Below are 24013 nucleotides of genomic sequence, written 5' to 3'. Positions count from 1 at the left end.
TCAGCGCACTTCGCGCCGGCCTCATGCTCGGTCAGGATGCCGATGATCTGTTCTTCGCTGTATCTCGTTCGCTTCATTGTCCGTCCCTTCGTTGGGTCGGACTCTAATTCCAAATGGAGGAAAAATCCCGTGGCAGGTCACGGCCACTGCGAAGCACATGCCGTGTGACCCCTATGAAGAGATATCAGCACATTTGAAGAAACCTACGGTTCGAAGGACGCAAAATTCGGCAAATAGCGGTAGAGTTTCGCATAATTTTTCCCGTCCGACTCCGGGATTGGCCCAAGATCGAGAGCGTCGCCATTTGGACAAGGAAGACTTCGGTCCAAGTGCCGCATTTCGCGCGGCGTCAAGAGTGGTACCTTGATCCTCAGCGCGTCATCACCGTTGCGATAGAATGGCAACTCTCGAAAGCCAGCGCTTTCAAAAAGTCCATTTTGACCCTGATCAACGAATACTCCGACGAGAGTCGTCATTTTTGCGCCATCCGCGTATTCGAATGCGCCAATCACACGGAACTGAAGTGCCTGACCAGCACTGCGCCCTGCGTTACTAACCTCCAGACCTGCTTCGATCTCATCGCTGATGATGCTTCGTGACGTCTTGGAGAGCGTCCAACCGCGCAAAGCAGCAGCATTCAGCGCAATTGGTGTCCGTGCATCGCCGAACGCCTCCCGAAACTGCTCTGGTTCAGTAATATCGATAGGTTCTTCCAGGATCGGGCGCTTATCGACCAAGCCCCCAGTCTGAACCGAAACAGCAAGAGCCGTCCCGCTCATAGCTCGCGTTGCGATTGTACGGACATCGTCCAGAATGGACGGTGAAAGCGGATCGTCATAGTCAAGCCAAACGATAGAGCGATGCGTCCAGTCCAGTCCCGGCAGGACTTCAGCCGCTGTTCCCATGCGAAGCTCAATTCCACGATACGGGTTGTTAAAATCGAATCGCGCTTGATGCGCTTGCTCCTGCTCTATTGAGATTATGTCCTCGATCCCCAGCGCCCGATGAAACAACACGCAGTCAGTGAACCAAATGGACCCAAAACCAATATAGCGGTAGCTTTCTAGTGATCCAAATACCTTCAATCTAGAAAACATCTCGGAAAGCATCTTGCGTTCGGCGAACTTGGCCGGTCGCAGCGAATAATCGATTAGTCGGTAACTGGCTGTCATTCTTCGTCGTCGCACTGTTCAGTATAAAGAATGTCGAATGCCTTTTCTCCGACAGCCTTTGCCGAGCCAACGCCAAGCGCTGTCATCAGGCTTCGGATTTTCGCCTCCTCCCTAGAATACTGTATTTTTGTCATTTTCGGGCCTGGAGCTTGCGGAGTCTGGTTCCAAGAAAAGCTTCTTGGCCCGCGGAAGCTTTCAACTTCCCGGGCTAGGGTTTCGCGGGTTAGCGCAGTTAGAAGCGGCGATGACTTGCTGCCATATTCCTCAATATCGCTATCCAGCGTGTTGAGAAAATTGATCACTGTCCGAGTGTGATCCAGCATCTTAGGATAAGTTACCTGCCAAACAGCGGCTGACTCATCGAGGCCTGTCTTGGTTGTATTCCAAGGGAGTTTTTTCGAATTGCGGCAGCTAAAAAATACAACACCCCGAAAACGGGCATACTGATTGTGATACTTCGGGATGCCATCCTTCTGCTCTGACACAGAATTCCAACCGGTCGCTTCCGAGCGGTTCGCGGAAAGAATAACTCGTCCGTTGCACACGATATACCAGCCTGCGCCGGAGGGGGATGACTCAGAAACACCTGCGAGAATCCGAACCTTAACAGGGGTGTCGGTGTCTTCTTCTAGCGCGAATTCTTCAATGGCCGGACTGAACTGCCCACCCGAGCGAATGCGTAGTTCAGTATTTGTTAGATGCGCGCCTTCAAAGTCGATGGCCAGTCCAAATGCAAGGAATTGCCGTTGATGGGAACGGATCATTTCCGACAGCTGGCGCCTGAAAAACTCTGACGAGAATTGCCGTGCAACTTCGGGTCGGAGATTCTTGACGAGGATGCGTGTTCCCACATCGTCAGCAGAAAACGTCCCATCTTCGATTTTGGTGAAGTCAAAGAACCAGTTTCCCTCGTCTTCCTCCCACTTGTCCACATCTACCGTCATTGACCATCGCTGGGTTAGCGTAGTCGAATGGACCTCGAAATATCGCCCAAACTTGAACAGGGCGCGCTTCATGCCTACACCGAACTGGCCAATCGAATAGTCTGTTGATTTGGCCTGATCTGGCCGTCCGAAGCGGAAGGCGTAATCCCGAGCCGTGTCAACATCGAACCCTCCACAATTGTCTGCGATCTCAAAATGTTCCGCATCCATGCGTATGGTGGCGAATAGGCCACCAAAATTCGGCTCATCTTCAGGATGCTGGCGTTTGGCACCGTCGATACAATTGTCTACGAGGTCGAGAACCGCGCGCTCGAGAGGGATGTCTCGAACCAGCATGTCAACAAAAAATGCCTTAGTCGGCATAGCGTTAATGTGTGTTTCAGTATTAGCCACGGTTACAGTCGCCCACGTCACTCTGGGTTGAAAAACAGAGCCTCAACACTGATGGGATGTCCCCCAGAGGTCAAGCCGCTCGCGTTGGTCATTTCTTTGGCAACCCCTATAGTATGGGTTCCAACTTGCGAAGATAAGGCACCACAATCACGCTTTGAAATACGAGTGTCACGACGTCGGCAAAGCCGCAGCGCGGTTCGATCACAGACCCCTTTGATCTAAAAGGACTAAAATCGAAAGCAACATCGCCTACCTACTTTTATCATTTCATAACAGCCCCTTAAGATCCATTCACCAAATCGGCGCAGTCATTAGGTGCGGAGTATATCGGCCCTGAGAGACCGCTTCCGGACCTCGTGGCGAGCCAGCCAGTGCTCAGCCCCACCCGCATAACCCTCGAAAACTACGAAAAAATCCTGCCGCAGCCGGATCGGGAGAACGCTTTCGTCTGGGGCAAGTGGCGGAGAGATAGGGATTCGAACCCTCGAGACGCTCTTCATTATTCGGTTGCTTCATGGCGAGCCCAGTCATCGTCTGGGTCTTCTTCGACGCTGGTTTTGCCGCTCGACATTGATCGGGTGGTCGCGACCGAGCGCTCGAAAGAAGCCATTTGTCTTCGTCCAGTTCAGGAACTGGCTGAAACTGTCCACCTGGTCGTCGTTGCGACCCCGCGGAAAGCTCTGCAGCTCGCGTTTGAAAGACTGGAGCCAGGGCGCCTCGCGTGGCAGGTAGACAATCCCCTCTTCGACAGGGGCGCAGGCTGCATTGAACCGGATTTCTTTGTCCACGGTCGCGCTAATTGGAAAGATCAGCCGATAGTCGCTGTTCCGAAATTCCTGCAGCAGGGATTTGCCGCTGCCGGCATCCTCGACCAGGACCCGGTCCGCGTTCCACGTGTCGCAAAGCGCGAAGGCCTTGCGCTTGAGGTCGGGAAAATCGAGCTGATCCCGAAACACATCCAGAAGGTGCCAGCAGCGATCGCGAAACCCCCAGGTGGTGCAGACGGAAAAGTCTGAACGCGGGTCCGACGACATGCCGGTGTCCCAGCTCTGGACGACAAGCTGGTAGTAGGCGCGGTTTCTGGGCTTGTCGTAGACTTGGAAACACTCCCACCGCAGGGGCGAGCCATCCGGAGCGACTGGGTTCTGCTGGTACTGGCAGTTGAAGGTCGCTGTCCCAATTTCCTTGCGCAGTCGTTCAAGGGTTTCGAGGTTCATGCTCTCGGGAAACAGGGCGTCGCCCATCTTGCGATGATGAACCTGGTCGCGGCCAATCGGGATCGCTTGATCTTCTTCCGCAATGGCCGGAAGATTGAGATGGCGATAGGTGCCCTTGTCGAGCAGGTAGCCGGGGGGATCGAGCTCGTGCAGTCGCTGGGCGATCATTGCGACTCGGCCTTCCGACGGTTTGTTGAAGCGCGACAGCAGCGTACCTTCGATGAAGTCTTGCGCACGCTGGAGCTCGACGTCTGAGGCAGCATCCTGGGCTTTCAGCAGGTCATCGATGATGATGTAGTCGGCCCCATGACCTGTCACGGCACCGCCGAGGGAGACGGCCTTGCGGCCGCCGCCCTGCGTGGTGCGGAATTCATCGGTTGTGTTGCCTCGCCGCGATAGCCGGGTTTTGGGAAACGCCTGTTTATACCAGTCGGCCTCCATGACGCGACGGCAGTCCTCGGAGTGCTTGCGGGCGAGGTCGAGCCCATAACTTGCGACGATTATTTTGGCTTCCGGCCGATGGCCCAGCACATAAGCGACAAAGGCCACCGCAACGGTGATCGACTTCAGATGGCGTGGCGGAATGTTGATCACCAGTCGCTTGTTCTCACCAGAGAGAAGGTTCTCGAGCTCAAAACACATCGCCTGAACATGCCAGGCGGGCACGAAACTGTCTTTGTGTCCCTGATGCAGCGTGGCAAAAGTCTTCCAGACAAAAGAAAACAGGTCTTTCCGGACAACTGCGCCCCGGGCCTCGCGATCAAGGGCAGGATCAAATCGAGTCATCTTTCTCCACGCTCCTCATCAGCCTCATCTTGTCCAGACGTGTCGAGCAGTTCGCTCCCGCGCATCTCGATGAAGTGACGCAAGATAGCCTCATCTGTTGCATCAATCTCAGACGCATCCGTCACCTCGTCGGCCGCCAGGTTGTCGGCTTCCACCATGGGAAAGAGCTTGATGATGGTGTTCCAGGCTCCGCGATCTCCTTCGAGTGCGGATTTGCTGACCCGTCGAAAGATGGCGTCAATGACAGTGATTTGTTTATGCCGTCCGTTTTCTGTAATTGTGACCTTGCGGTAGAGTTGTTCCTTGAGAATGGTTGAGATGTTCTTCGAACCTTTAGGGCGGCCTTTGGGGTTGCCGGACTGACCTTTCTGGAACTGGCTATGCTTGGGTGGTTTGCCATAACCCACGTCGTAATCATGATCCTTGTCATTGGTCGTCATGACGCGCCTCCTCATCCTCAGGTGTCTGGACCTGTTCCCGATCGGCGAACGTTTCGCCGGAGCCGACAAGCGTGGCCGACCCGCCAGTCGCCTGCTGCCATCGACGAATGGCGACATCGACATAGAGCGGATCGAGCTCGATGGCGCGGGCCACGCGCCCGGTCTGTTCGGCAGCCAGCAGGGTCGCGCCTGAGCCACAAAAAGGGTCAAGCACGATCTCGCCGCGATGGCTTACGTCGCGGATCGCGTCGGCGACCAGCGCCGTTGGCTTGACGGTCGGATGGTCCACCAGGTCCGCGTCACGGCCCTTGCGGAACGTGTTAACGCCGGCATAGTCCCAGACATTGGTGCGGTAGCGGCCATGGCGGCCGAGCTCGACATTGTTCACGTGGCTCGCACCAGCCTTCTTGAACACACAGACCAGCTCATGCTTGGAGCGATAGAGGCTGCCCATCCCGCCATTGGTCTTGTTCCAGACGCACAGGTTCAGGAGCGACAGCCCCTCCGCCTTGCCGGCAAGAACCAGGTCTGCGACGTGCCGCCAATCCATGCAGATCATGCAGATACCACCCTCCATGACCATGGCGGCGCATTCTCGAATGAAGCCGCGCAGGAAATGAACAAACTCCGCATCAGACATCTCGCCGACGCCCATCGCGAAATCCCGATGCCCGCTGGCCTCACCCATGCGGACGTGCCCGTTGATCGGCACGTTGTACGGCGGATCGGTGAAGACCATGCGGGCGCGCGCATCGCCCATGAGAGTCCGGTAGGCTGTTGCTTCGAGCGCATTCCCGCACATCAGGCGGTGATGTCCCAACTCCCAGACCTCGCCGGGACGCGTCACCGCGATGGCCTGATCGTCGGGCACTCCCACGGTTTCGTTGGTGGCTGCAACTGGATCGTCGCACTGGCCACCGATGATGATATCGAGTTGCGGTGTGTCGAAGCCGGTGAGCGAAACTTCGAAGTCCAGGTCGCCCGCAATCTCCAGGTCACTGAGTTCCAGGATTTCGAGCCGCAAGACCTCGTCATCCCAGTCCGACAGCTCCGCGATGCGGTTGTCGGCAAGGCGGTAAGCCTTGATCTGCGCCTCGGTCAGGTGCTCAAGCAGAACGGTCGGTACAGTCTTCAGCTTGAGGCGCTTGGCCGCTTCAAAGCGCCCATGGCCTGCGACGATCGCATTCTCGCGATCGATCAGCACCGGGTTGTTGAACCCGAACTCGCGGATCGAGCGGGCGATGAGATCGATTTGCTTGTCGCTATGCCGGCGTGCATTGCGCGTATAGGGCTTGAGCTGATCAAGGGGGAGGGCGGCGATCGCCGGGGATTCGGCTTGGGTGTGATTGAATTTGCGGTCAGGCATGAAGGCCTCCTTGGTGGTTTCTGGCCCGAGGGCCGTTAGGTTGAAACCAGGGTCCGGAGACGAAAAAGGAGCAACTCACCTCGTCTCCAGATCTTTCGATCCGGTTCCTGGTTGAGGTTGCTCCCTTGGCCACGAAGGGCCGGTGGGTATTCTACCAAATACTACGTAGTGCCGCGTCAAGGGCGGTGCGCACAGAACCTGTAGCACGCAGTTGTTCGGCTTGCAACATGTTTTTATTATAACACATTGAATTAAAACCGAAATTGACGAAAAATTCAGGGTGTCGTACTTGCTCGGATTCCAGCTGCAGTACATGTCGCACAGCTTCGATCTTTCTCTGGACTTGTACGCTGCAGCAAGCGTTGCTGTGCTCACGCCCGACACATGTATCGGGCTCCTCTCGGTAGCAGGGCCGGCATGGGGTCGGCCCGCAAAACCGGGAGACCACCATGGCCAAAACAAAGACCAAATCACCGCAGAAGACCAAGATCGCAATCTTGCGCGATCTGCTCCAACGCCCCAAGGGCGCGCGCCTTGAGGACCTGTGCAAGGCTACGGGCTGGCAGGCGCACACGGTGCGGGCCGCCATTAGCCGTTTTCGGAAGGCGGGGGTCCTGATCGATCGCACGACTGACGCGCCCGGAACGTCAATCTACCGCATCTTCAAGACCACGGAGGCGGAGCAATGACCTCGGTGGCGGACATTGAAGTCATGACCCGCCCCGGTCTGGTCGCGCTTTGGGAAGACCTCTTCGGCGACCCGCCGCCGAAGAGCCTCAGCCGACCCGTTTTGCGGCGCATCCTCGCCTTCGAGGTGCAGGCGCGGGTCATGGGCGGTCTGCCGAAAGGGTTTGTTGCAAAGCTGGATCGAGCGGCCATCGCCGACGCGCCGAATCGCAGGCCGGACATGCGGCCTGGCGGTCGCCTGCTGCGTGAATGGAACGGCGTGACGCATGTGGTCGATGTGACCGAGCAGGGCTATCGGTGGCGCGATCAGACGTGGCGCTCGCTTTCGGTGATTGCGCGCGAGATCACCGGGGCGCATTGGTCCGGCCCGCGCTTTTTCGGCCTGAACGGGAGGACAAAAGCATGAGCCGGAAAATCCGCTGTGCCATCTATACCCGCAAATCGACGGAAGACGGGCTCGATCAGGAATTCAACTCTCTTGATGCTCAGCATGAGGCCTGTGCGGCTTATATCACGAGCCAGCGCGGCGAGGGGTGGCACCTGCTCCCCACACGCTATGATGATGGCGGGGTCTCCGGAGGCACACTTGAGCGTCCGGCGTTGCAGCAGCTCATGGACGACGTGGATGCCGGTCGCGTCGACATGATCGTCGTCTACAAGATCGATCGCTTGACACGGTCGCTGTCGGATTTCGCCAAGCTGGTCGACAGGTTCGAAGCGGCTGGCAGTTCGTTCGTTTCGGTCACGCAGGCGTTCAATACGTCCTCGTCCATGGGACGGCTGACACTGAACATGCTGCTCAGTTTCGCGCAATTCGAGCGGGAAGTTACAGCAGAGCGCATTCGTGACAAGATCGCCGCCTCCAAGAAACGCGGTCTATGGATGGGTGGCGTGCCACCCCTCGGCTATGATGCACATCCCGATCCCAACACCCGAAGCCTCGTGGTCAACGAGACGGAGCGCGGTACGGTCGAGGCGCTTTATGCGCTCTACAACGATCTTGGATGTCTGCGCGCGGTTGAGCGGGAAGCGGCAAGCCGTGGGCTTCGGTCCAAGCGCCATGTTTTCTCCACCGGACGCGAGCAGGGTGGCGGCCCGCTCTCGCGTGGCCAAATCCATCATATACTCTGCAACCCGGTCTATGCCGGGCGCATCCGGCACAAGGACAAGGTATTCGATGGACAGCATGCCGCCATCATCGCCACCGACTTCTGGGACCGCGTGCAGGCCAAGTTGCAGGAAGCAAGTGGTCGCCCCAGGCGGGGTGGTTGCGCGATCCAAAACGGCCGCCGGACTGACGTGGCGGTGTTGACGGGCAAGTTCCGGGACCCGACCGGTGACCGGCTGACACCGACACATACCAAGAAGGGCAGCCGGCGTATCCGCTACTATGTCTCGAATCGTCTTCTCTCGCGCCATGATCCCGCGGGGTGGCGTTTGCCTGCGGGGCGCTTCGAGGCGTCGGTGGCCGCCCGCGTTGCAGATCATCTCGATCTGATGGCCGAGCGCCATACTCTGGTCACGATCCCCGACATCGGCGCAAGCCCCAGGTTGGAGGACAATGCGCGGGCGTTGATCAATCGACTGAGGAACGGTGAGAATGACCTGTTGTCGGTGATCATCCATAACGCACAGATTTCCACGGATGACCTTTCCATGACTTTTTACCGTGACGCGCTGGCGGATCTCCTGCAGGTCCCGCCCGGGGATCTTTCCGACACCGTGCTGAGTTGTACGGCGCCGTTTGAAACCCGCCGCCGTGGCGTGGAAACCAGGATCGTCATTGGCGATGTCAAACCTGCACCGGATTCGACCATGCTGCGCGCTTTGGCGAAGGCGCATGGATGGACAGCGGCGCTGAAGTCAGGTTCTTCCATCTCCGAGGTCGCCCGGAGCGAAAACGTCAGCGAAGCCTTCATTCGCACGCGGGCACAACTCGTATGCCTCTCGCCCAGACTGCAACGCGCGATTCTGGACGGCACGCAACCGCTAGATTTGACACTTGAAAAGCTGGTGCGCGGTCAGTTGCCGCTCGAGTGGTCAGAGCAGGAACGCCGTCTGGGATTGACCGTTCACTAGCTATTCCCTGCAAGAGCGATCACGCTCCCTGAAACTTCCCTGCTCGGTCTAGAGAATTCCCTGTTTTGATTGCAGGGAATTTGTTCATTAAGTCATTGTTATTATGGGGCTTTGCATAAGCTGAAATCGTCGAATTTGGAGCACTTCCCTGTAAATTGCCTGTTAACAGGGAAGTTTCGCGAAAAGCGAACCGGCCAAAATGGGCTACTGAGACTCTGCGCCTGTGATCGGGAATTACCGCCGAGGCGGTGCGTCTCTATTGGGAATGGCTAACTGTAACCGGCGGAAAACGCGTGGGAAAAATAGCGAAAACCGCACACTGAAATGGAGACTGAGGTGGGTGGCGGAGGAGGTGTCCGCTACTCCTCCAAAGGTCAGCGATTAAGGTATTGATAAAAATAGTTTTTATATTATTAGGTAACGCTTTTTGTATAGCAAAATGTATAGCAAAAATATCGTCTCCCTTAGGCAATCCAACGGCCATATCAACATTTACAGCGAGCGGGATGTAGGGACCACGGTCAAGCTCTATCTGCCATGCACGCAGAATGGGCAGACCGCTGAAGCCGATGACGGTGCAAGCGACGCCGTGCGTCGTGGATCGGAGCGCGTTGGGGTGATAGACATGGACTGTTTTGTCACAAAGAGTTAACAGTGCCGACCCTCCTGATGCAAAAAGGTTACGGATGGCCCTAACCGGCCGCTCAGCGTCGACGATGTGCCGCAGCGCAACTTCACCAAAACTGCCGTTCGTTTCTTGTCGCTGCATACCTCGTCAGGATGCGTTGGAACATTACAGCCGCACTGAGAGATGATCCTTTTTGCACTGCACAGCGTGTCAGGCATCACCAGAGAACGCGGCTATTGCTGCACCAGCGTCCGCCGCTATGCATCCAGCACGTGCCGGATTTTCGCGACGAGGTGCGCACGACGGTAGGGTTTACCCAGCAGGTTCGCACCGGGATCAAGCCGACCTTGGTGAACGATCGCATCCTTGGTGTAGCCGGATGTGAAGAGCACCTTGAGGTCAGGATGCCGAAGCAGGGCGGCATCTGCAAGCTGTTTGCCGTTCATACCACCGGGCATCACCACATCGGTGAACAACAAGTCGATGGTCTCGTCACTATCCAGAATCGCAATGGCGTCGGCTGCTGACGCAGCTTGCTTGATCCTGTATCCAAGGCTCGCGAGTTGCGCTGCGGCATGTTCGCGGACCATGTCGTCATCCTCGACTACGAGAATGCCCTCTGTCCCGCCCACCAGTCCGGTGGGTTTCTTCTGCGTCTTAGGCTGCGTTTCCAACTGCTTCACAGCCGGGAAGTAGAGCTTGACCGTGGTGCCCTCGTCGGGTTCGGAATAGATCTGGGCGTGACCGTTCGACTGTCGGACGAACCCCCAGACCATCGACAGTCCAAGCCCGGTTCCCTTGCCGACCTCCTTTGTGGTGAAAAAGGGTTCGAACACCCGTTCCGCGATCTCCCGCGGCATCCCGCAGCCGGTGTCGGACACGGCGACCATCACGTATCGGCCCCCTGACATCCCCTTGTAGTGTAGCAGATCCTCCGAGGTGAGTGTCACGTTTGACGCCTCGATGATCAGGTGCCCGCCATCGGGCATGGCGTCGCGGGCATTGATCACGAGATTCAGGATCGCATTCTCGAGTTGATCCGGATCGGCCTCGATCGGCAGGACATCGGCAGCGGCACTGATCCTGATCTCGATATCCGCATTGATCGTGCGGCGGATCAGCCCCTCGAGCCCTGTCAGCAACTGCCCCGGGTGAAGATTTCTTGGCGCGAGCACCTGGCGCCGTGCGAAGGAGAGCAGGCGGTTGGTCAGGATTGCGCCGCGTTCCGCCGCCTGCAACGTGGTTTCGGCCAGCTCGCGCGCCTTTGGGTCCTTCGCGCGGATGTCCGCGAGCGCCTCGGCACTGCCCAGGATGATCGTCAGAAGGTTGTTGAAGTCGTGAGCGATGCCGCCCGTCAATTGACCGACTGCCTCCATCTTCTGCGACTGGCGCAGCTTCTTTTCCAGCTCACGTAGCTCTGTGACATCAGCCGTGCTACCGATCAGCCTGACCGGCTCACCGGTCTCATCGCGAAGCACAAGGCCACGGGCAATCACGTCCAAGATTCGGCCATCCGCGCAAACGAACTGATACTCGCTGGTCCACTTGCTTCCACCGCTCTCGATCACGGATTGAAGGCTCTTGACCACTCGGTCCCGTTCCTCGGGGTGAATCCAGGTTTCCCAGGTTTTCAGGTCGGTGGCGGGTCCCTGAGGATCATAGCCGTAAGTGTCGAGCAGCGTCTCGCTCCACCAGATTTTTTCGGACTTCAGGTCAGCGTCCCAGACAAGATCGTTTGTCGCCAAACCCAGCAGCCTGAAGCGCTCTTCGCTCACCCGCAGCACGGCGGCGGTTCGGTTCGCTTCCTCGGCCATGGCCGCGCGCTGGATCTCCTCATCACGGTGTCGTGTGAACACGCCGACAAAGAGAACGAAGGCGAAGAAACTGAACAGGAACGTCACGATCGCGTCGAGGACTCCGATGGCGACGGGGTCTGTCAGATGACCAAGCACATAGACCGAGATCGGTATCGGGCCGAGACCGACAAGGCAGCTGATCCAGCGCTTATAAAAGCCGAAATTGGTTAGCTGGTGAAACACGACCAGTGGAAAGAACCAGACGACATAGGGTATGATACGGATGACTTCCTCGGATGCCTGGTAGGCGATGATTGCACCGGCATTGAGGTGAAAAACGAAATATACGGTTAATGCGCCGGAAACCACGCTCGTTGCCATTGTCGGCTTCAAGTAGACGGGAACCATCATGCCACCTGTCACGGCCGCACACAGTCCGATGATCCAGGCTTCGGGTCTGGTCACGGTTCCTAGCGCAATACCGAAGATAACGCCGAGCATCGCGCCGAAGAATGCGATGGTCAAAGCGGTCAGGACGACATTCTTCGCCTGCCTTTGACGGCGATGTGTAGGCGTGCTCTCAGTTGGAACCATTTGTGAAGGCGCCTTCTGTTAGAGGTATCAGAACTGCTGCCGATCCTGTCCGACCCATTCGCCATCAAAGTGCCAAAGCGAAGTCTGGACGCTGCCTCTTGGGGTTCGGCTATCACTGACGCGACGCACGCTTGCTAGGATACTCGGACAACCATGAGTTTGCCAAGGCCTGAGCTGCCAATCGCCAGAAGCGTCGCGAATGGTAGTCCACCGCCGATCCGCTATCAAGGTTTCATACAAGGGGCTGTTTTTTCGACTTCTCTAATTGGTTCGGACGGCTCTCCACCATAAGGAGTAATCATCACGTGTGCTTCTAGGCACGAACCAACTTTTAGCACCTGTCTTTGGCATTAGTCTCAGCCCGGTATGACCTTTCTTGCGGCGCAGAAAGCTGAAGGGTCGGCGACACTCGCATCGTCGGGCTCGATACGCTTGATCGAGGGGCAGGGCGGGGGTGTGCTGCGCAATGAGAGCCTCGCGCTCTTGTCCAAGGCGCTGGCCGGGGACGGGGGCCTGCAGATCGTCGTGGCCCTGCATCATCCGCCGCTGCGGAGCGGCATTCGCTTCATGGATACAATCGGCTTGGCGAATCCCGACGCACTGCGGGATGTGCAGGACCGCCACAGCGCGCCGGTTCGGATCCTGACGGGTCATGTGCATGGTGTGTATCATGGCCTGCTCGGGCGGCATCCGCTCGTGACGCCGCCCACCGGATGCGCGCTGATCGACACGGCCTCCGGCGCGGCCTGGACCGAACTGCCCTTCGCGCATGGTGAAGGCCCGTTCATCTTCTGAAAGTGCGCCTAGCCTAACCTGAATTGAACCTCATATTCATACTCTCCGACGCGCTGGACGTTATGCATGATCCGGTTGAGCCACCGCATCGCGTCGGTGGCCTGAAAGGTCTCCTGCACCGAGTAGAGGCCTGCGTGCTCGCCCAGCAGAAGGCCGCGCCGGTGCCGGGTGAAGCGGTGTGAGACCGGAGCGGTCATGCGCGCCATGTGCGCGCCGATGGCGGCAAGCTCCAACGTCCGGGTGGGGGAGAGGCAGGCGGCGAACCAACGGGCGGGTCGCCGTGTGACCAGATCATGTTTCAGAACGCGGGCGAACCCGCGATGTTCAGCCTGTTCGATGAGGCGCACAAGGTGGTCGACCTGGTGCATCAGCGCGGCGTAGGCGGCGGCTTCGGCGGGCTTGTCGTGTGGCACTGAGATCCGGGCCATGAAATCCTTCAGGTCCTCGAGCGCGAGGGTCACACGGGGGGTGAGTGATGACAGCCGCCGCACATCGCCTTGTGGTCCGAGGGCCAGCGCATAGGCCGCGAAAATTTCGCGCGCGGCCCAGGTCATGGCACCGTGCGCGGCCTGAATCGCCGCACCCTCGTCCGTCAGCAGGCGGCGGTCCAGTTCCGGGAGGGCGCGTGCGCCGAGGTCCGGCCGCAGCGATGACACCAGCGTGGCAAAACGGTCGGTGAGAGGAAGAAAGACGAGGGTGCCCAGAAGGTTGAACGCGGTGTGAAACAGCACGAGCGCGGTGTCCACTCCGCTGCGGGCGGCCAGCGTTTCGAGCGGGCCGGTGATCAAAAGCAGCATGGGAAAGGCCAGCACCATGGTCCCGAGGTTGAACAACAGGTTCGCGAGCGAGGTTTGTTGCATGGCGCGCGAACCGCCGATCGTGGCAATCAGCGCGGTCACGGTGGTGCCCAGGTTCATTCCTATGACCGCCGCTGCGGCCTGGATCAGCGGCAAGGCGCCGCCGCTCAGCAAGACCAGCACCACGGCGATGGCCGCCGAGGACGACTGCATCACCACAGTGATCGCGAAGCCGAGTGCGGCCATGGTCAGCATTCCGCCCAATCCCGGCCCTGGTGTGCGCTCGGGCGTGATCCAGGCGGCGGCGCTGGACATGCCCTCCTGCATCATGTCGAGCCCGATGAAGAGCAGGCAGAAGCCTGCCACGATCCGTCCGATCCGTGCCAGTCGCCCGTGCGACAGTAGGAGGGCGAGGCTCGCAAGGAACAAAAGGCCCATCGCCAGGGTGCCCAGCTTCAGCTTGAAGCCGACCAGAGAGACGATCCAACCGGTCACGGTGGTGCCGATATTGGCCCCGTAGATCACCCCAAGCGCCTGCGGGAAACTCAAAAGCCCGGCCCCCACGAACCCCACGGTCATCACTGTGGTGGCCGAGGATGATTGGATCACCGCCGTGGTGAGCGCGCCGCTCGCCACGCCCCGAAGCGGTGTAGTGGTGAACCGCGCGAGTAAGCGACGCAGATTCGAGCCCGCCGCCTCGCGCAGCGCCTCGGTCATGATCTTCATGCCAAGAAGAAACAGGCCGATCCCGCCTAGTGCTGTCAGTGTTTCCGACATGTCTCTTTAACCCCTTGCCGCAGAGAATGCGGCCGCCCGGTTCGTCATATCAGCCACCGCACGAGCACCGGCACGATCAGGCTCGTGAGCAGGGCATTCAGCGCCATCGCGATGCCGGCATAGGCCCCGGCCGTCGGGTTGACCTGAAAGGCGCGCGCCGTTCCGATGCCGTGCGAGGCCAGGCCGACGGAGAAGCCCCGCGCGCGCCAGTCCTTGATACGCAGCACGGTCATCAGCGGTGTCACGATCACCGCGCCGATGATCCCGGTCAGGATCACCAGCACCGCCGTCAGCGCCGGCAGGCCGCCAACCGCCTCGGATATGCCGAGTGCCACCGGCGCGGTCGTCGATTTGGGGGCAAGCGACAGGATCACGTCGGTCGAAAGACCGAATGCCTGCGCCAGCAGGATGGCCGAGCCTGCGGCCGTCACCGACCCTGCCACGAGCGCCAGCAGGATCGGCGCGACGGAGGTGCCGATGGTCTCGCGGTTGTCCCAGAGCGGCAGCGCGAGGGCGATCGTCGCGGGGCCGAGGAGGAAATGGATGAACTGCGCACCTTCGAAATAGGTCGCATATTCTGTCTTCGTGACCCAGAGCACCGGCGCGATGATGAGGACCGAGAGGATTACCGGGTTGGCGAGTGGATGGTTGTGCAGCCGTCGCGCTATCGCATCCGCGGCGAGGTAGGCGAGGATGGTCGCGGTCAGCCACAAGAGGGGGGTTGTGGAAAGATAACTCCAGAGATTTGCCACGCCAGTCATTTTGCTGGTCCCTCGGTGAGGCGGCGCACGGCGAGAAATGTGCCCACGGAGGCCAGCATGGCCAGAAGCGTCGACAGCACCAGAACGACGAGGAGCGCGAACCAATCCTCCGACAGCACGTCGAGATTGCCGATCACGCCGACGCCCGCTGGCACGAAGAGCAGCGACAGGTTGGCGAGGATGACTGAGATGGTGGGGCGCAGGTCCCCGGCTAGGGCGGGCCTGAGACGCAGGATGACGAGGAGAAGGGCAAGGCCGAGGACAGGGCCGGGGATCGAGAGACCGATGCCGCGGACGGTGACTTCTCCGATAAGTTGGCAGGCCAGAAGCAGCCCGAGTGTTGGAAGCATGGCAATTTACCTCTTCAGGAGACAAAGCCTGCCCTTTATGACATGGTGGTCCAGTTCCTGCACTCGTATCTCGCAGCCGAGGATGGCCGCCCAGCTAGGGGCGTCACGCGATGCAGGCGACCCCTGTGTTCACCTTAACGTCCACCGACCACGGTCAGGCCGAGCAGACGCCAGACCTGCATGCCACCGCGGTAGTATGAGATCTGCTCGGCCGGGTAACCGGCGTCGATCATGTTGCGGATCGCCGTCGGGGACTGGCCGCACCAGATTCCGTTGCAGAAGAGCGCGACCTGCTTGGCCTCCGCACAATCCCAGCCGTCAAAATCCGGCTCACACCCGAGCCGACCGAGTTCATCGACGACATATGTATAGGGAATGTTGATCGCGCCGGGGATCGTGCCGCCCTGAAACCAGTCGGGCGTCCGGCTGTCCACGACCACTGCATCCGGGTCTTGCAACATCTCCAGAAGCTCAAGCTCCCCGATCGTCGACACGCCCGGGGCCGGGCTCATCGGCTGGATGCAGAATTCCGGACACGGGCGCGAGGTGCGTGCCCACTCGCCGGTAATCTCGTTCGAAGGATCCTGAACGCGGTCGACCACCTGTGGGCCAATTTCGGTCTGCACGGTCACTTGAGGCATCGATTTCGTAATCCCCACCGTAGGATCTGCCTGCGCAGCTCCAGCGATAAGTGCGGCTGCGAAAGCAGTGGCAAAGGTCTTCATCATGTCCTCCAGTTTGTGCGTCTCTGCGCGAGGCGTAAGAGACAAGGAAAGGGCTCTCAGCCCCGACTGCTATTGGTGCCAACGACAACCTTTGTTATAGGCTCCGACGCCAACTTGAGACTGCTGGAACCGCGGTTGGAATTGGTTCCGAGCTTATTGCTCGTAGCGAGCATAGGGCAACTAACCGGCACACTCTTTGACTTCACGCAAATGGCTGCTGCTGTGGTCAGACGTCTTGATCAGCCTTGGCGTGCTTTTATCCAAGTGCATTGGGCCACATCATGGAGTTAAGTGGCGTGGCTGACACGGCCATGCCCCTCAGAGCTGTGGAGAGACTCGCTAAGAGCGGTCGTGCTCGCGGACTCCCTGACTGCAGGCAGGCGCGTCTTGCGACTCCACGGGCCGCTCAGGGCGCCCTGCGAATCCTTCTGGTGCCCTCACAGCGTGCTCGACGCTTGTCGATTATTCGCTAACCTGTTGCACCTCCAACTCACGGTAAGCACCGTGGCTGTGGGACATGCATCAGAGGATCTGGCTGAGAAACTCCCTGGTGCGCGGGTCCTGGGCGTTCTTGAAGAAGGTCTCCGGCGGGCCGTGTTCGACAATGACGCCCCGGTCCGTGAAGTAAATGTGGTCTGCTACCTCCCGGGCAAAGGCCATTTCGTGAGTGACGAGGATACAGGTCATCCCCTCTTCGGCCAGATCCTTGATGGTCTGCAGAACCTCACCGACGGTCTCGGGATCAAGTGCTGCGGTGACCTCATCGAATAGCATTACGTCAGGCTGCATTGCCAAGGATCGTGCGATGGCGACACGTTGTTGCTGCCCCCCGGAGAGTTCGCCGGGATATGCACCTTCCTTGCCCTCGAGACGCACCTTCTTCAACAAGGCCCGTGCGGTCGCTTCAGCCTTTGCCTTGTCCTGTTTCAGCACGCGCACCGGCGCCATCATGACATTCTGCAATGCAGTCTTGTGCGGAAACAGGTTGTATTGCTGAAACACCATGCCGACCTTCTTCCGCAACTCCAGCTTGTCCAGATTAGGGTCGTTCACCTCTTGCCCCTCGACGAGGATAGAACCTTGCTGAATATCATTGAGCGCGTTGACGCAGCGGATCAGTGTAGATTTGCCGGACCCTGATGGGCCGATGATGCAGATCACATCACCTTTCATCACATCAAGCGATACGCCGTTCAAAACCTTGAGCGTGCCAAAGGACTTGTGGACGTCCTTCAGTGAGACCATCGGTTCGGCAGGGGTCCAACTCATTTCATTTCCTCAGTTGATGACTGCGAATTTGCGTTCCAGCCGAACGGTGAAACGTGCGATGGGATAACAGTAGGCGAAGAATAACAAGAGGACGAACCCATAGAACGGCGCCAGCAATTCAGGACGACCGCCTTCTGCGGCGAGCGCCTGTCCGGTCAGTGTCATGACCTCCGAAACGCCGACGATCGAGGCTAGAACCGTTGCCATCGTCAGAATGGAATAGAGGTTCATCCAGGGCGGCAGCATGCGCTTCACGCATTGCGGCAGGATGATCAGCCATAGAGTTTGCCGCCGCGTATACGCGAGGCTTTCTGCAGCTTCCCACTGTCCACTGGGCAGTGATCTGACAGCCCCTCGCACGATCTCGGAGACGTTCGCCATCACCGGCAGCGACAAGCCAAGAATGGCTTTGAACCAGTCGGGGAATGGTATCGAAATGCCCAGCAGGTTGATCTCGAACGGTAACAGGAACATCGCAAAAAACAGCAGGACCAGCCAAGGGGCGTTGCGGAAGAACTGTGTGAGGAACCATGACACGCCGCGTGTCACCCGTGAGAGCGATATCTGTCCGAGGCCCAGCAACGTGCCGAGCGCCGTTCCAAGGGCCATTGCGAGAAATGAGATGACGAGATTGAATATGAAGCCCTGCAACAGCAAGGGCACCCAGTCCAGCAGGACAGCAAACGGGGTCAGCAGCGGCACACCCGCTTGCGCAAAGGCGAGGGAAGGTCCGAACACGGCAAGGAGTGCGATCACGACAAAGTGCCACGGCCGAAACCCCAGGAGCGGTTCCGGCTCGCGCGGTCTGAACGGCTTCATGACGGGAAGATCTGTCTTGTAGCTCATCAGCCGAAACCCGGAATTCTCATCGCGCGCTCCCAACGGTTCATGCCGCCCACCAGAACGCCCACCAATGCGAAATAGGCCAGCAAGAGAAAGATCATCATCTCTGTCACATTCACATTGTCCGACCAGATCTGATTGGCCTCGTAGAGCATCTCCGGCACCGCGATCGCGTAGGCGAGTGTTGTTGTCTTGACCAGATTGACAAGGTTGTTGTTGAGGGCGGGCAGAACCACCCGGAACGCCAATGGCAGCGTCACGTCGCGGTAGATTTGCAATCTCGAAAAACCGAGAGCCTCAGCCGCCTCGACGGTGGATTTCGGCACCGCCTCGATCCCCGAGCGGAATATCTCGACATTGAATGCCCCGGCGAAGAAGGACAGCGATATCGCGGCCCAGGCGAAACTGCCGAGAATCGGCGATTGGCCGCCCCAATCGTTCTCAACCGTCGGGAGCATCGTCCCGATGGCGAAATAAAAGAAATACAACTGCACCAGCGGCGGGGTGTTGCGAAAGAGCTGGATATACCCATTCACGATACGCCGGGTCCATTTGAACGATGACCCTTGCAGCCAGGCTCCAATCACGCCGATCAACACCGAAAAGAACAGACAGACCAGCGAAAGCCGGATCGTCGTAAAGAATCCGTCGATCATGCGATTGCGGTCATAGGCATCGTATAGAAATGGCAGGTTGATGCCGGTTTCGTCGTAAAGAACGCGAAACCATTCATAGATGACGTCCATGTAGGGGGCGCTCCGGGGCAGGGATATCAGGCGGAGCCGAATGCTCCGCCTGCTTTGGTTTACTTGAACTTTTCGTGCATCGCCTCGGCGAACGGCGTGTTGGCCACGCCCCACTCCGTCTCAAGCTCCAGAATACGTCCGGATTTGTGCCATTCGGTGATCATGTCGCTCATAAACGCCGCGAATTCGTCCTCGCCCAGCGGGACAGCAAGCCCCCAAGGCGCGTCGTCAATGGTCTTGAGCGGCATTTCGTAATCCGACCATTCAGGATCGTTGGTTTTCGCGACAATGGCACTGTCATCATAGACAAACGCGGCACAATTGCCGGCCTTGAGAGCCGAATACGCCTCGGCCGTGCCCGTAAAGGCGACAATCTCTGCACCATAATTCTGCGACGTGGACTTGTTGTAGAACGCCCCCTGAATACCACAGACAGGCTTGCCCCGCAGGTCTTCCCACTCCGTCAGACCGAGGCTCTTGAGCGCAAGGATGTTCGTGCCGGAAGAGTAATAGTTGGGGTCCACGATCTGCACGGCCTTGCGACGATCTTCAGTGTCGGTCATGGTCGCGATCATGAGGTCGATCTTGCCCTGCTCCAGAAACTGCATCCGGTTCGAGCTGACCACCGGCACATACTCGACCTCGACACCCAGTTCGTCGGCGACGTCTTTTGCAAGATCGGGCTCGATGCCGATGATGTTACCGGATGAATCGAGAAAGCCATAGGGCTTGTAATCGGCCTTGACGCCGACAATGAGCGTGCCGCGTTCCTTGATCGTGTCGAGCACGTCGGCCGAGGCCGCTGTAAGGCCGATTGCCGACACGCAAAGTGCCGACGCGAGGGTTTTCATGGTTCTCTTTATCATTTCCGTCTCCCTGTGGTTTCTCACCGTTGATCGGTTGTAGTTCCATCAGTTCGAAACTTAGACATTACTTCAACCCTGAATTCCATAAATTCTGACTCTAGACGTCAGTATTTTGCTTGCCTGACCGGTCGTGGAGCGTGTTGCGTCAAACCGCTTCGGCAAGGCGATACTTTGAAGAGATTGTAGCCGTCGCAGTTGCTTAAGAGATCGGATTGGCTAAAGGCCTGCTGTCAAATTAAAGCAAGATCTACTGCTTTTCGTCTGAACGTGAACCGCCGACACTCATTGGTGACTTGGCCTATCCTCCCAGAGCAGGACGCGACCAGGGCAATCTCGGAGGGGCCGTTGAGAGGGTCCATGGCGGGTATGCTCTTGTTGGGGCACCGTGTCCAGATTCGGTCAGTTGGCTGGTATTTGTATGGTCTGACCGAGAGATCAACCGAACCCATTTTGGCCGCACGTGGGATTGGGGCGACCAGGCGAACGGCGTGTGCTGCTCCCGGTCGCTGGTTGCGACGCCATGGTCCATCGGTGCAGTTCGCTGCCGCGAGAACAGACCATTGCCGATCGCAATCGCCAGCACGATCAGCGCAGCGCCCGGTATCAGGCCCGGCCCCGCAGTTTCGCCCAGAAGCAACATCGCAATCAGGATCGCAGCGAGCGGCGAGAAGGATGTGGCGAGCGAAAGCTCAGAGGCGCGTGCGTGTTTCAGTGCCATGTTCCAGGCCAACTGGCCCAGCACGATGACCACGCCTGCATACAACCAGATCCACTGCCACAGCAGCGGTGAAAGAATATCACGAAACACCTGGGGGCCGTAGAGCGCCGAGACGAGCACGAAATAGATCGCCGCACCCACGACGGTGCGATAGATCGAGAAGATCCCGAGCGGGATATCGCGCAGGCTCACTCGGGTCACCAGTGTCGAGGCCACGTAGGACAGTGTTGCCGCCACGGTGGCCCATTCGCCGGTGCCAAGCGCGCCGACCCCGCCACCGTCGCGCAATCCGATCATCACAACTGCACCGGTCAGAGCGATCAACCCGGCCGTCATGGTGCGACGGCAGACCCGCTCATTCAGCACCAGCCAGGCGGCCAAGAGAAACAGCGGCGGCTCGATCCGCGAGACCAGAACCACGTTGGTCACGCTGGTATGGGCCAGCGCGTAGAAGAACAGTCCCGGCGTTAGCGCCGACGACAGAAAGGCCGAGAGCGTCAGCATACGCCAGTCGCGGCGGCTCAGTCGCGCGATGTTGGCACGGGTCCAATCGCGCCGGAACAGAAAAACCATCGGGATGACCGAGAGAAGCGAGCCCAGTAACAGCAGGTTCATGTAGGTTATGGCGTTGCGCCCCTCGTCGACGGGGTTGGCCTCGCCAATATCGACCAGCAGTGCCACGATGGAATTTGATGCCGCATAGATTAGCACTGCGGTCCAGGCACAGATCAACCCCCAACTCGCCATCGGCAGGCGGCGGATGGCCAGACAGATGTCTGTTGTTATGGGCCGTCTAAGGGTTATTGCGTTCTGCATCGTTGCTCCTCAGGCCCGGGATTTCGGGCAGGGTCACAACGAAGCACGCAGGACGGACGATGAAAGTTTCAGACTGGCTCCTGAATGCCGTCATCACAGCGCGTCTGGATGGTATGAATCCGGAATCTGATTTCCGAGTAATTCGCGCTTGCTTCGATACCGGTGCAATCCGCAAAACGACACATAATCAATACTCGGCGCAGACGCCGAACCGGGGCCCCGTGGATGCATATCCGGACTGATTTCGCAGCATTGTCCTGTGGACCATGCTACGAGATTGGAGCGCGTTCAGTTCACCCTTGCCGTTGCACACAGATCAAGCGGCGTGTTGACCGATCTTTTTGTAATGTGCTGCGATCTTGGAGCGCGTTGTGAGCCAGATGGAGTCGTCCTCCTTGCAGAGGCTTGCGATTTCGTCGATGGCCCAGGCGGCGGCGGGGCGACCGTAGCAATGGCCATGTGCAATGATGTCGAGGATGAGCGTTTCGGCAGGCTGTGACCGCAATCCGGTCAACGCGTCCTGAAACATCTCAACGAATTGCGTCGGGGTGCGGCCGAAACGCATGGCGTGCGGCAGGTCATTGAACTCGACCGACATCGGAATTGCCAAAATCTCGCCAGTCTCGAACCTCTGGAGGTAGGGGAGGTCGCCGTCGAGCACGTCGCCGTGCCAATGATATCCATGGGTGGCAAGCAGGCTTTGCGTCGCTGCGGATGAGGTCACTCTTGGGCTGATCCAACCCAAGGGCCGGCGTCCGATCGCGGCCTCGATTGCCGCTGTGCTGCGGATGATCGAGCGCTCTGCGTCGTCCGTGGAGAGTGTCGGAAAGATCATATCCTGGGCAAGGCCGTGGCCGACGATATCATGGCCCTGGGCCGCGTAGGTGCAGAGCTGATCGGGAAAGGTCTCGGCCACCAGCCCGGAGGTCATCAGGGTAACCGGGATATCGTGACGCTCCAGGATCGAGACCAGCCGCGGGATGCCGTGGGTGGCGTTGTAACGCCCGTAGCTGTCGGCATTGGGGTCAAAGAGACCGTCGCCAAGTATGTTGCCCATCGGGCCGACCCCGGATGTCACCCCTGGCGACCACATCTCGTAGGCAAGGTTGAATACCACTGCGATCCGGCGGTTGTCGGGCCAGCAAATATCCGGTGCCAGAGGTCGTGTCTCAAATTCGATTTGGGCCATGCACCTATTCCTTCTTGCGCTAATTGCCGGAACAGAGCCGACTTTGTTCAAGCTTATGGGGCGACACTGCCTGAGAAAACTTCATTTCTTTCAGAGCATCCTGCAGGGATTTCAGTTTGGCACCTGCATTATGTGCAGGTTACAGTGCGACTTATGCACTGTTTGCATCGGTTGGGGCGCGTGTAGGCTTCGGGCAGACCTTCGGGACGAGGGAGAGGCCCAGACCCGGACGATCATCAAAGGGAGGAAAACCGATGACCATGACTTTCACACGCAGAGCAGTTGGCGCCATGCTCACCAGCATGGCCCTGACCGGTGCCGCGCATGCCGCCGAGATCGAGCTGAAGCTCGCCTGGCTCACGGCTGATAGCCCGACCGATCCCTATGCGATTACCGCGCATGCCTTCAAGGACGAGCTGGAGGCGGCATTGCCCGGGCGGGTAGAGGTGCAGCTGTTTCCGAACCGACAGCTGGGCGACGACAAGGAGATCCTCGAGGGGCTGCAATTCGGCACTATTGACATGGGGATCATCACCAATGCCGTGGTCGCCAATCTCGAACCCAGCTACCAGCTTGTCGATCTGCCATTCCTTTTCGGCAGCGCCGAGCAGGCGCATGCAGTGCTTGACGGAGAGGTAGGGCAACAACTGGCGACCAACCTGCGCGAGCATGGTGTCGTCTCTCTTGGCGCGGCCGAAGGCGGCTTTCGCAACATGATCAACAACACCCGGCCGGTGCGCACACCCGAGGATGTCGAAGGCGTGAAATACCGCACCATGCAGAACCCGGTCTTCATCGAGATGTTCTCTTCGCTTGGTGGGAGCCCGGTGCCGATGGCCTGGGGCGAGGTGTTCACCGCGATGCAGCAGGGCACGGTTGACGGGCTCGAAATCCCCACCTCAGTGGTCAATTCGAACAATTACGCAGACGTCACCAAGTATCTAAGCTTCACGCGGCACACCTACTCGGCGATCCATCTGCTGATGTCGGAGCGCAGCTTCGAGAATCTGCCCGAGGATGTGCAACAGGCGGTGATGGAGGCCAGCGAGGCGGCGATTGCCAAACAACGCGATGCGGTCGCCGCAGCCGAGGCGGACGTGGTCGCGGCGCTGAAAGAGAAGGGCATGGAGATCAACGAGATCGACGATGTCGGCGCGTTCCGCGCCAAGGTCGGTCCGGTTTACGAGCGTTTCGAGGCGACCATCGGTGAAGAGCTGCTTGAGCGCGCGCTGAAAGCCGTGTCGTCGGACTGACGGCGC

At 58.8% G+C, this 24013-nt stretch carries 21 protein-coding genes; 5 read left to right on the top strand and 16 right to left on the bottom strand.

Features of this window, described 5'->3' with window-relative positions; all coding sequences use genetic code 11:
• Positions 1-203: 203 nt before the first annotated feature.
• The 5 genes from RID11_RS10870 to RID11_RS10850 all read right to left on the bottom strand — a co-directional run bounded on the left by RID11_RS10870 (position 204) and on the right by RID11_RS10850 (position 6318).
• Positions 204-1172: an O-methyltransferase gene (locus RID11_RS10870; RefSeq protein ID WP_350138845.1), complete on the bottom strand. Its 969-nt coding sequence runs from the start codon at positions 1170-1172 to the stop codon at positions 204-206.
• Positions 1169-2509, bottom strand: coding sequence for an ATP-binding protein (locus RID11_RS10865; RefSeq protein WP_350138842.1), 1341 nt, complete (start codon positions 2507-2509; stop codon positions 1169-1171). The genes RID11_RS10870 and RID11_RS10865 overlap by 4 nt, the downstream gene beginning before the upstream one ends.
• Before the next feature lie 527 nt (positions 2510-3036).
• Complete coding sequence (terL, locus tag RID11_RS10860) at positions 3037-4512, bottom strand: phage terminase large subunit (protein WP_350138839.1); 1476 nt, start codon at positions 4510-4512, stop codon at positions 3037-3039.
• The gene (locus tag RID11_RS10855; RefSeq protein ID WP_350138837.1) at positions 4509-4952 is read right to left on the bottom strand and encodes a DUF5681 domain-containing protein; all 444 of its coding nucleotides are present in this window, start codon (positions 4950-4952) and stop codon (positions 4509-4511) included. Before RID11_RS10855 ends, terL begins: the two co-directional genes overlap by 4 nt.
• Positions 4939-6318, bottom strand: a complete 1380-nt coding sequence (locus RID11_RS10850) for a site-specific DNA-methyltransferase (RefSeq protein ID WP_350138834.1) — start codon at positions 6316-6318, stop codon at positions 4939-4941. The genes RID11_RS10855 and RID11_RS10850 overlap by 14 nt, the downstream gene beginning before the upstream one ends.
• A 449-nt stretch (positions 6319-6767) precedes the next feature.
• Between RID11_RS10850 and RID11_RS10845 the strand changes: the two genes are divergently transcribed.
• From RID11_RS10845 to RID11_RS10835, 3 genes are read left to right on the top strand one after another with little or no spacing between them, the layout of a single operon-like run.
• Positions 6768-7007, top strand: a complete 240-nt coding sequence (locus tag RID11_RS10845; protein WP_350138831.1) for a DUF3489 domain-containing protein — start codon at positions 6768-6770, stop codon at positions 7005-7007.
• Positions 7004-7411 (top strand): DUF2924 domain-containing protein, encoded by a 408-nt coding sequence (locus RID11_RS10840; RefSeq protein WP_350138827.1) that lies wholly within the window; start codon positions 7004-7006, stop codon positions 7409-7411. Before RID11_RS10845 ends, RID11_RS10840 begins: the two co-directional genes overlap by 4 nt.
• On the top strand, positions 7408-9084 hold the full coding sequence (locus tag RID11_RS10835; RefSeq protein ID WP_350138826.1) for a recombinase family protein: 1677 nt from the start codon (positions 7408-7410) through the stop codon (positions 9082-9084). The genes RID11_RS10840 and RID11_RS10835 overlap by 4 nt, the downstream gene beginning before the upstream one ends.
• Before the next feature lie 885 nt (positions 9085-9969).
• On the opposite strand, the gene RID11_RS10830 is transcribed toward RID11_RS10835, so the two are convergent.
• A complete protein-coding gene (locus RID11_RS10830) occupies positions 9970-12033 on the bottom strand; it encodes a hybrid sensor histidine kinase/response regulator (RefSeq protein ID WP_350138823.1) in 2064 nt (687 codons plus the stop codon).
• A 435-nt stretch (positions 12034-12468) separates the two neighbouring features.
• On the opposite strand from RID11_RS10830, the gene RID11_RS10825 reads away from it, so the two are divergent.
• A complete protein-coding gene (locus RID11_RS10825; RefSeq protein WP_350138821.1) occupies positions 12469-12897 on the top strand; it encodes a metallophosphoesterase family protein in 429 nt (142 codons plus the stop codon).
• An 8-nt stretch (positions 12898-12905) separates the two neighbouring features.
• Here RID11_RS10825 and RID11_RS10820 read toward each other — a convergent pair whose 3' ends face one another.
• The 10 genes from RID11_RS10820 to RID11_RS10775 all read right to left on the bottom strand — a co-directional run bounded on the left by RID11_RS10820 (position 12906) and on the right by RID11_RS10775 (position 22754).
• The gene (locus RID11_RS10820; protein WP_350138819.1) at positions 12906-14471 is read right to left on the bottom strand and encodes a Na/Pi cotransporter family protein; all 1566 of its coding nucleotides are present in this window, start codon (positions 14469-14471) and stop codon (positions 12906-12908) included.
• A gap of 44 nt (positions 14472-14515) precedes the next feature.
• Positions 14516-15232: an LrgB family protein gene (locus RID11_RS10815; RefSeq protein WP_350138817.1), complete on the bottom strand. Its 717-nt coding sequence runs from the start codon at positions 15230-15232 to the stop codon at positions 14516-14518.
• Positions 15229-15582, bottom strand: a complete 354-nt coding sequence (locus tag RID11_RS10810; RefSeq protein ID WP_350138814.1) for a CidA/LrgA family protein — start codon at positions 15580-15582, stop codon at positions 15229-15231. The genes RID11_RS10815 and RID11_RS10810 overlap by 4 nt, the downstream gene beginning before the upstream one ends.
• A 134-nt stretch (positions 15583-15716) precedes the next feature.
• Positions 15717-16310 carry a rhodanese-like domain-containing protein gene (locus tag RID11_RS10805; protein WP_350138812.1) on the bottom strand — a complete coding sequence of 198 codons (594 nt, stop codon included), beginning with the start codon at positions 16308-16310 and terminating at the stop codon, positions 15717-15719.
• A 519-nt stretch (positions 16311-16829) separates the two neighbouring features.
• Complete coding sequence (locus RID11_RS10800; protein WP_502949352.1) at positions 16830-17576, bottom strand: amino acid ABC transporter ATP-binding protein; 747 nt, start codon at positions 17574-17576, stop codon at positions 16830-16832.
• Positions 17577-17585: 9 nt separating this feature from the next.
• Positions 17586-18422, bottom strand: a complete 837-nt coding sequence (locus RID11_RS10795) for an amino acid ABC transporter permease (protein WP_350138810.1) — start codon at positions 18420-18422, stop codon at positions 17586-17588.
• Positions 18422-19165 (bottom strand): amino acid ABC transporter permease, encoded by a 744-nt coding sequence (locus RID11_RS10790; protein WP_350138808.1) that lies wholly within the window; start codon positions 19163-19165, stop codon positions 18422-18424. The genes RID11_RS10795 and RID11_RS10790 overlap by 1 nt, the downstream gene beginning before the upstream one ends.
• Before the next feature lie 59 nt (positions 19166-19224).
• The gene (locus tag RID11_RS10785) at positions 19225-20031 is read right to left on the bottom strand and encodes a transporter substrate-binding domain-containing protein (protein ID WP_350138806.1); all 807 of its coding nucleotides are present in this window, start codon (positions 20029-20031) and stop codon (positions 19225-19227) included.
• A gap of 298 nt (positions 20032-20329) precedes the next feature.
• A complete protein-coding gene (locus RID11_RS10780; RefSeq protein ID WP_350138803.1) occupies positions 20330-21565 on the bottom strand; it encodes a DMT family transporter in 1236 nt (411 codons plus the stop codon).
• A 316-nt stretch (positions 21566-21881) separates the two neighbouring features.
• Positions 21882-22754 carry a polysaccharide deacetylase family protein gene (locus RID11_RS10775; RefSeq protein WP_350138799.1) on the bottom strand — a complete coding sequence of 291 codons (873 nt, stop codon included), beginning with the start codon at positions 22752-22754 and terminating at the stop codon, positions 21882-21884.
• A gap of 290 nt (positions 22755-23044) precedes the next feature.
• Here RID11_RS10775 and RID11_RS10770 point away from each other — a divergent pair, with 290 nt between their 5' ends.
• The gene (locus tag RID11_RS10770; RefSeq protein ID WP_350138796.1) at positions 23045-24007 is read left to right on the top strand and encodes a TRAP transporter substrate-binding protein; all 963 of its coding nucleotides are present in this window, start codon (positions 23045-23047) and stop codon (positions 24005-24007) included.
• The last annotated feature ends 6 nt before the right edge of the window (positions 24008-24013 follow it).

The organism is Roseovarius sp. (assembly GCF_040219995.1).
Classification (GTDB): domain Bacteria; phylum Pseudomonadota; class Alphaproteobacteria; order Rhodobacterales; family Rhodobacteraceae; genus Roseovarius.
This window is presented reverse-complemented; position numbering and strand designations above follow the sequence as displayed.

Bases quoted from the DNA above. Each gene is read 5' to 3' on its own strand.
- RID11_RS10870 (WP_350138845.1), bottom strand. From the start codon at position 1,172: ATGACAGCCAGTTACCGACTAATCGATTATTCGCTGCGACCGGCCAAG.
- terL (WP_350138839.1), bottom strand. From the start codon at position 4,512: ATGACTCGATTTGATCCTGCCCTTGATCGCGAGGCCCGGGGCGCAGTT.
- RID11_RS10855 (WP_350138837.1), bottom strand. From the start codon at position 4,952: ATGACGACCAATGACAAGGATCATGATTACGACGTGGGTTATGGCAAA.
- RID11_RS10850 (WP_350138834.1), bottom strand. From the start codon at position 6,318: ATGCCTGACCGCAAATTCAATCACACCCAAGCCGAATCCCCGGCGATC.
- RID11_RS10845 (WP_350138831.1), top strand. From the start codon at position 6,768: ATGGCCAAAACAAAGACCAAATCACCGCAGAAGACCAAGATCGCAATC.
- RID11_RS10840 (WP_350138827.1), top strand. From the start codon at position 7,004: ATGACCTCGGTGGCGGACATTGAAGTCATGACCCGCCCCGGTCTGGTC.
- RID11_RS10835 (WP_350138826.1), top strand. From the start codon at position 7,408: ATGAGCCGGAAAATCCGCTGTGCCATCTATACCCGCAAATCGACGGAA.
- RID11_RS10825 (WP_350138821.1), top strand. From the start codon at position 12,469: ATGACCTTTCTTGCGGCGCAGAAAGCTGAAGGGTCGGCGACACTCGCA.
- RID11_RS10820 (WP_350138819.1), bottom strand. From the start codon at position 14,471: ATGTCGGAAACACTGACAGCACTAGGCGGGATCGGCCTGTTTCTTCTT.
- RID11_RS10815 (WP_350138817.1), bottom strand. From the start codon at position 15,232: ATGACTGGCGTGGCAAATCTCTGGAGTTATCTTTCCACAACCCCCCTC.
- RID11_RS10810 (WP_350138814.1), bottom strand. From the start codon at position 15,582: ATGCTTCCAACACTCGGGCTGCTTCTGGCCTGCCAACTTATCGGAGAA.
- RID11_RS10805 (WP_350138812.1), bottom strand. From the start codon at position 16,310: ATGATGAAGACCTTTGCCACTGCTTTCGCAGCCGCACTTATCGCTGGA.
- RID11_RS10800 (WP_502949352.1), bottom strand. From the start codon at position 17,576: ATGAGTTGGACCCCTGCCGAACCGATGGTCTCACTGAAGGACGTCCAC.
- RID11_RS10795 (WP_350138810.1), bottom strand. From the start codon at position 18,422: ATGAGCTACAAGACAGATCTTCCCGTCATGAAGCCGTTCAGACCGCGC.
- RID11_RS10790 (WP_350138808.1), bottom strand. From the start codon at position 19,165: ATGGACGTCATCTATGAATGGTTTCGCGTTCTTTACGACGAAACCGGC.
- RID11_RS10785 (WP_350138806.1), bottom strand. From the start codon at position 20,031: ATGATAAAGAGAACCATGAAAACCCTCGCGTCGGCACTTTGCGTGTCG.
- RID11_RS10780 (WP_350138803.1), bottom strand. From the start codon at position 21,565: ATGCAGAACGCAATAACCCTTAGACGGCCCATAACAACAGACATCTGT.
- RID11_RS10775 (WP_350138799.1), bottom strand. From the start codon at position 22,754: ATGGCCCAAATCGAATTTGAGACACGACCTCTGGCACCGGATATTTGC.
- RID11_RS10770 (WP_350138796.1), top strand. From the start codon at position 23,045: ATGCTCACCAGCATGGCCCTGACCGGTGCCGCGCATGCCGCCGAGATC.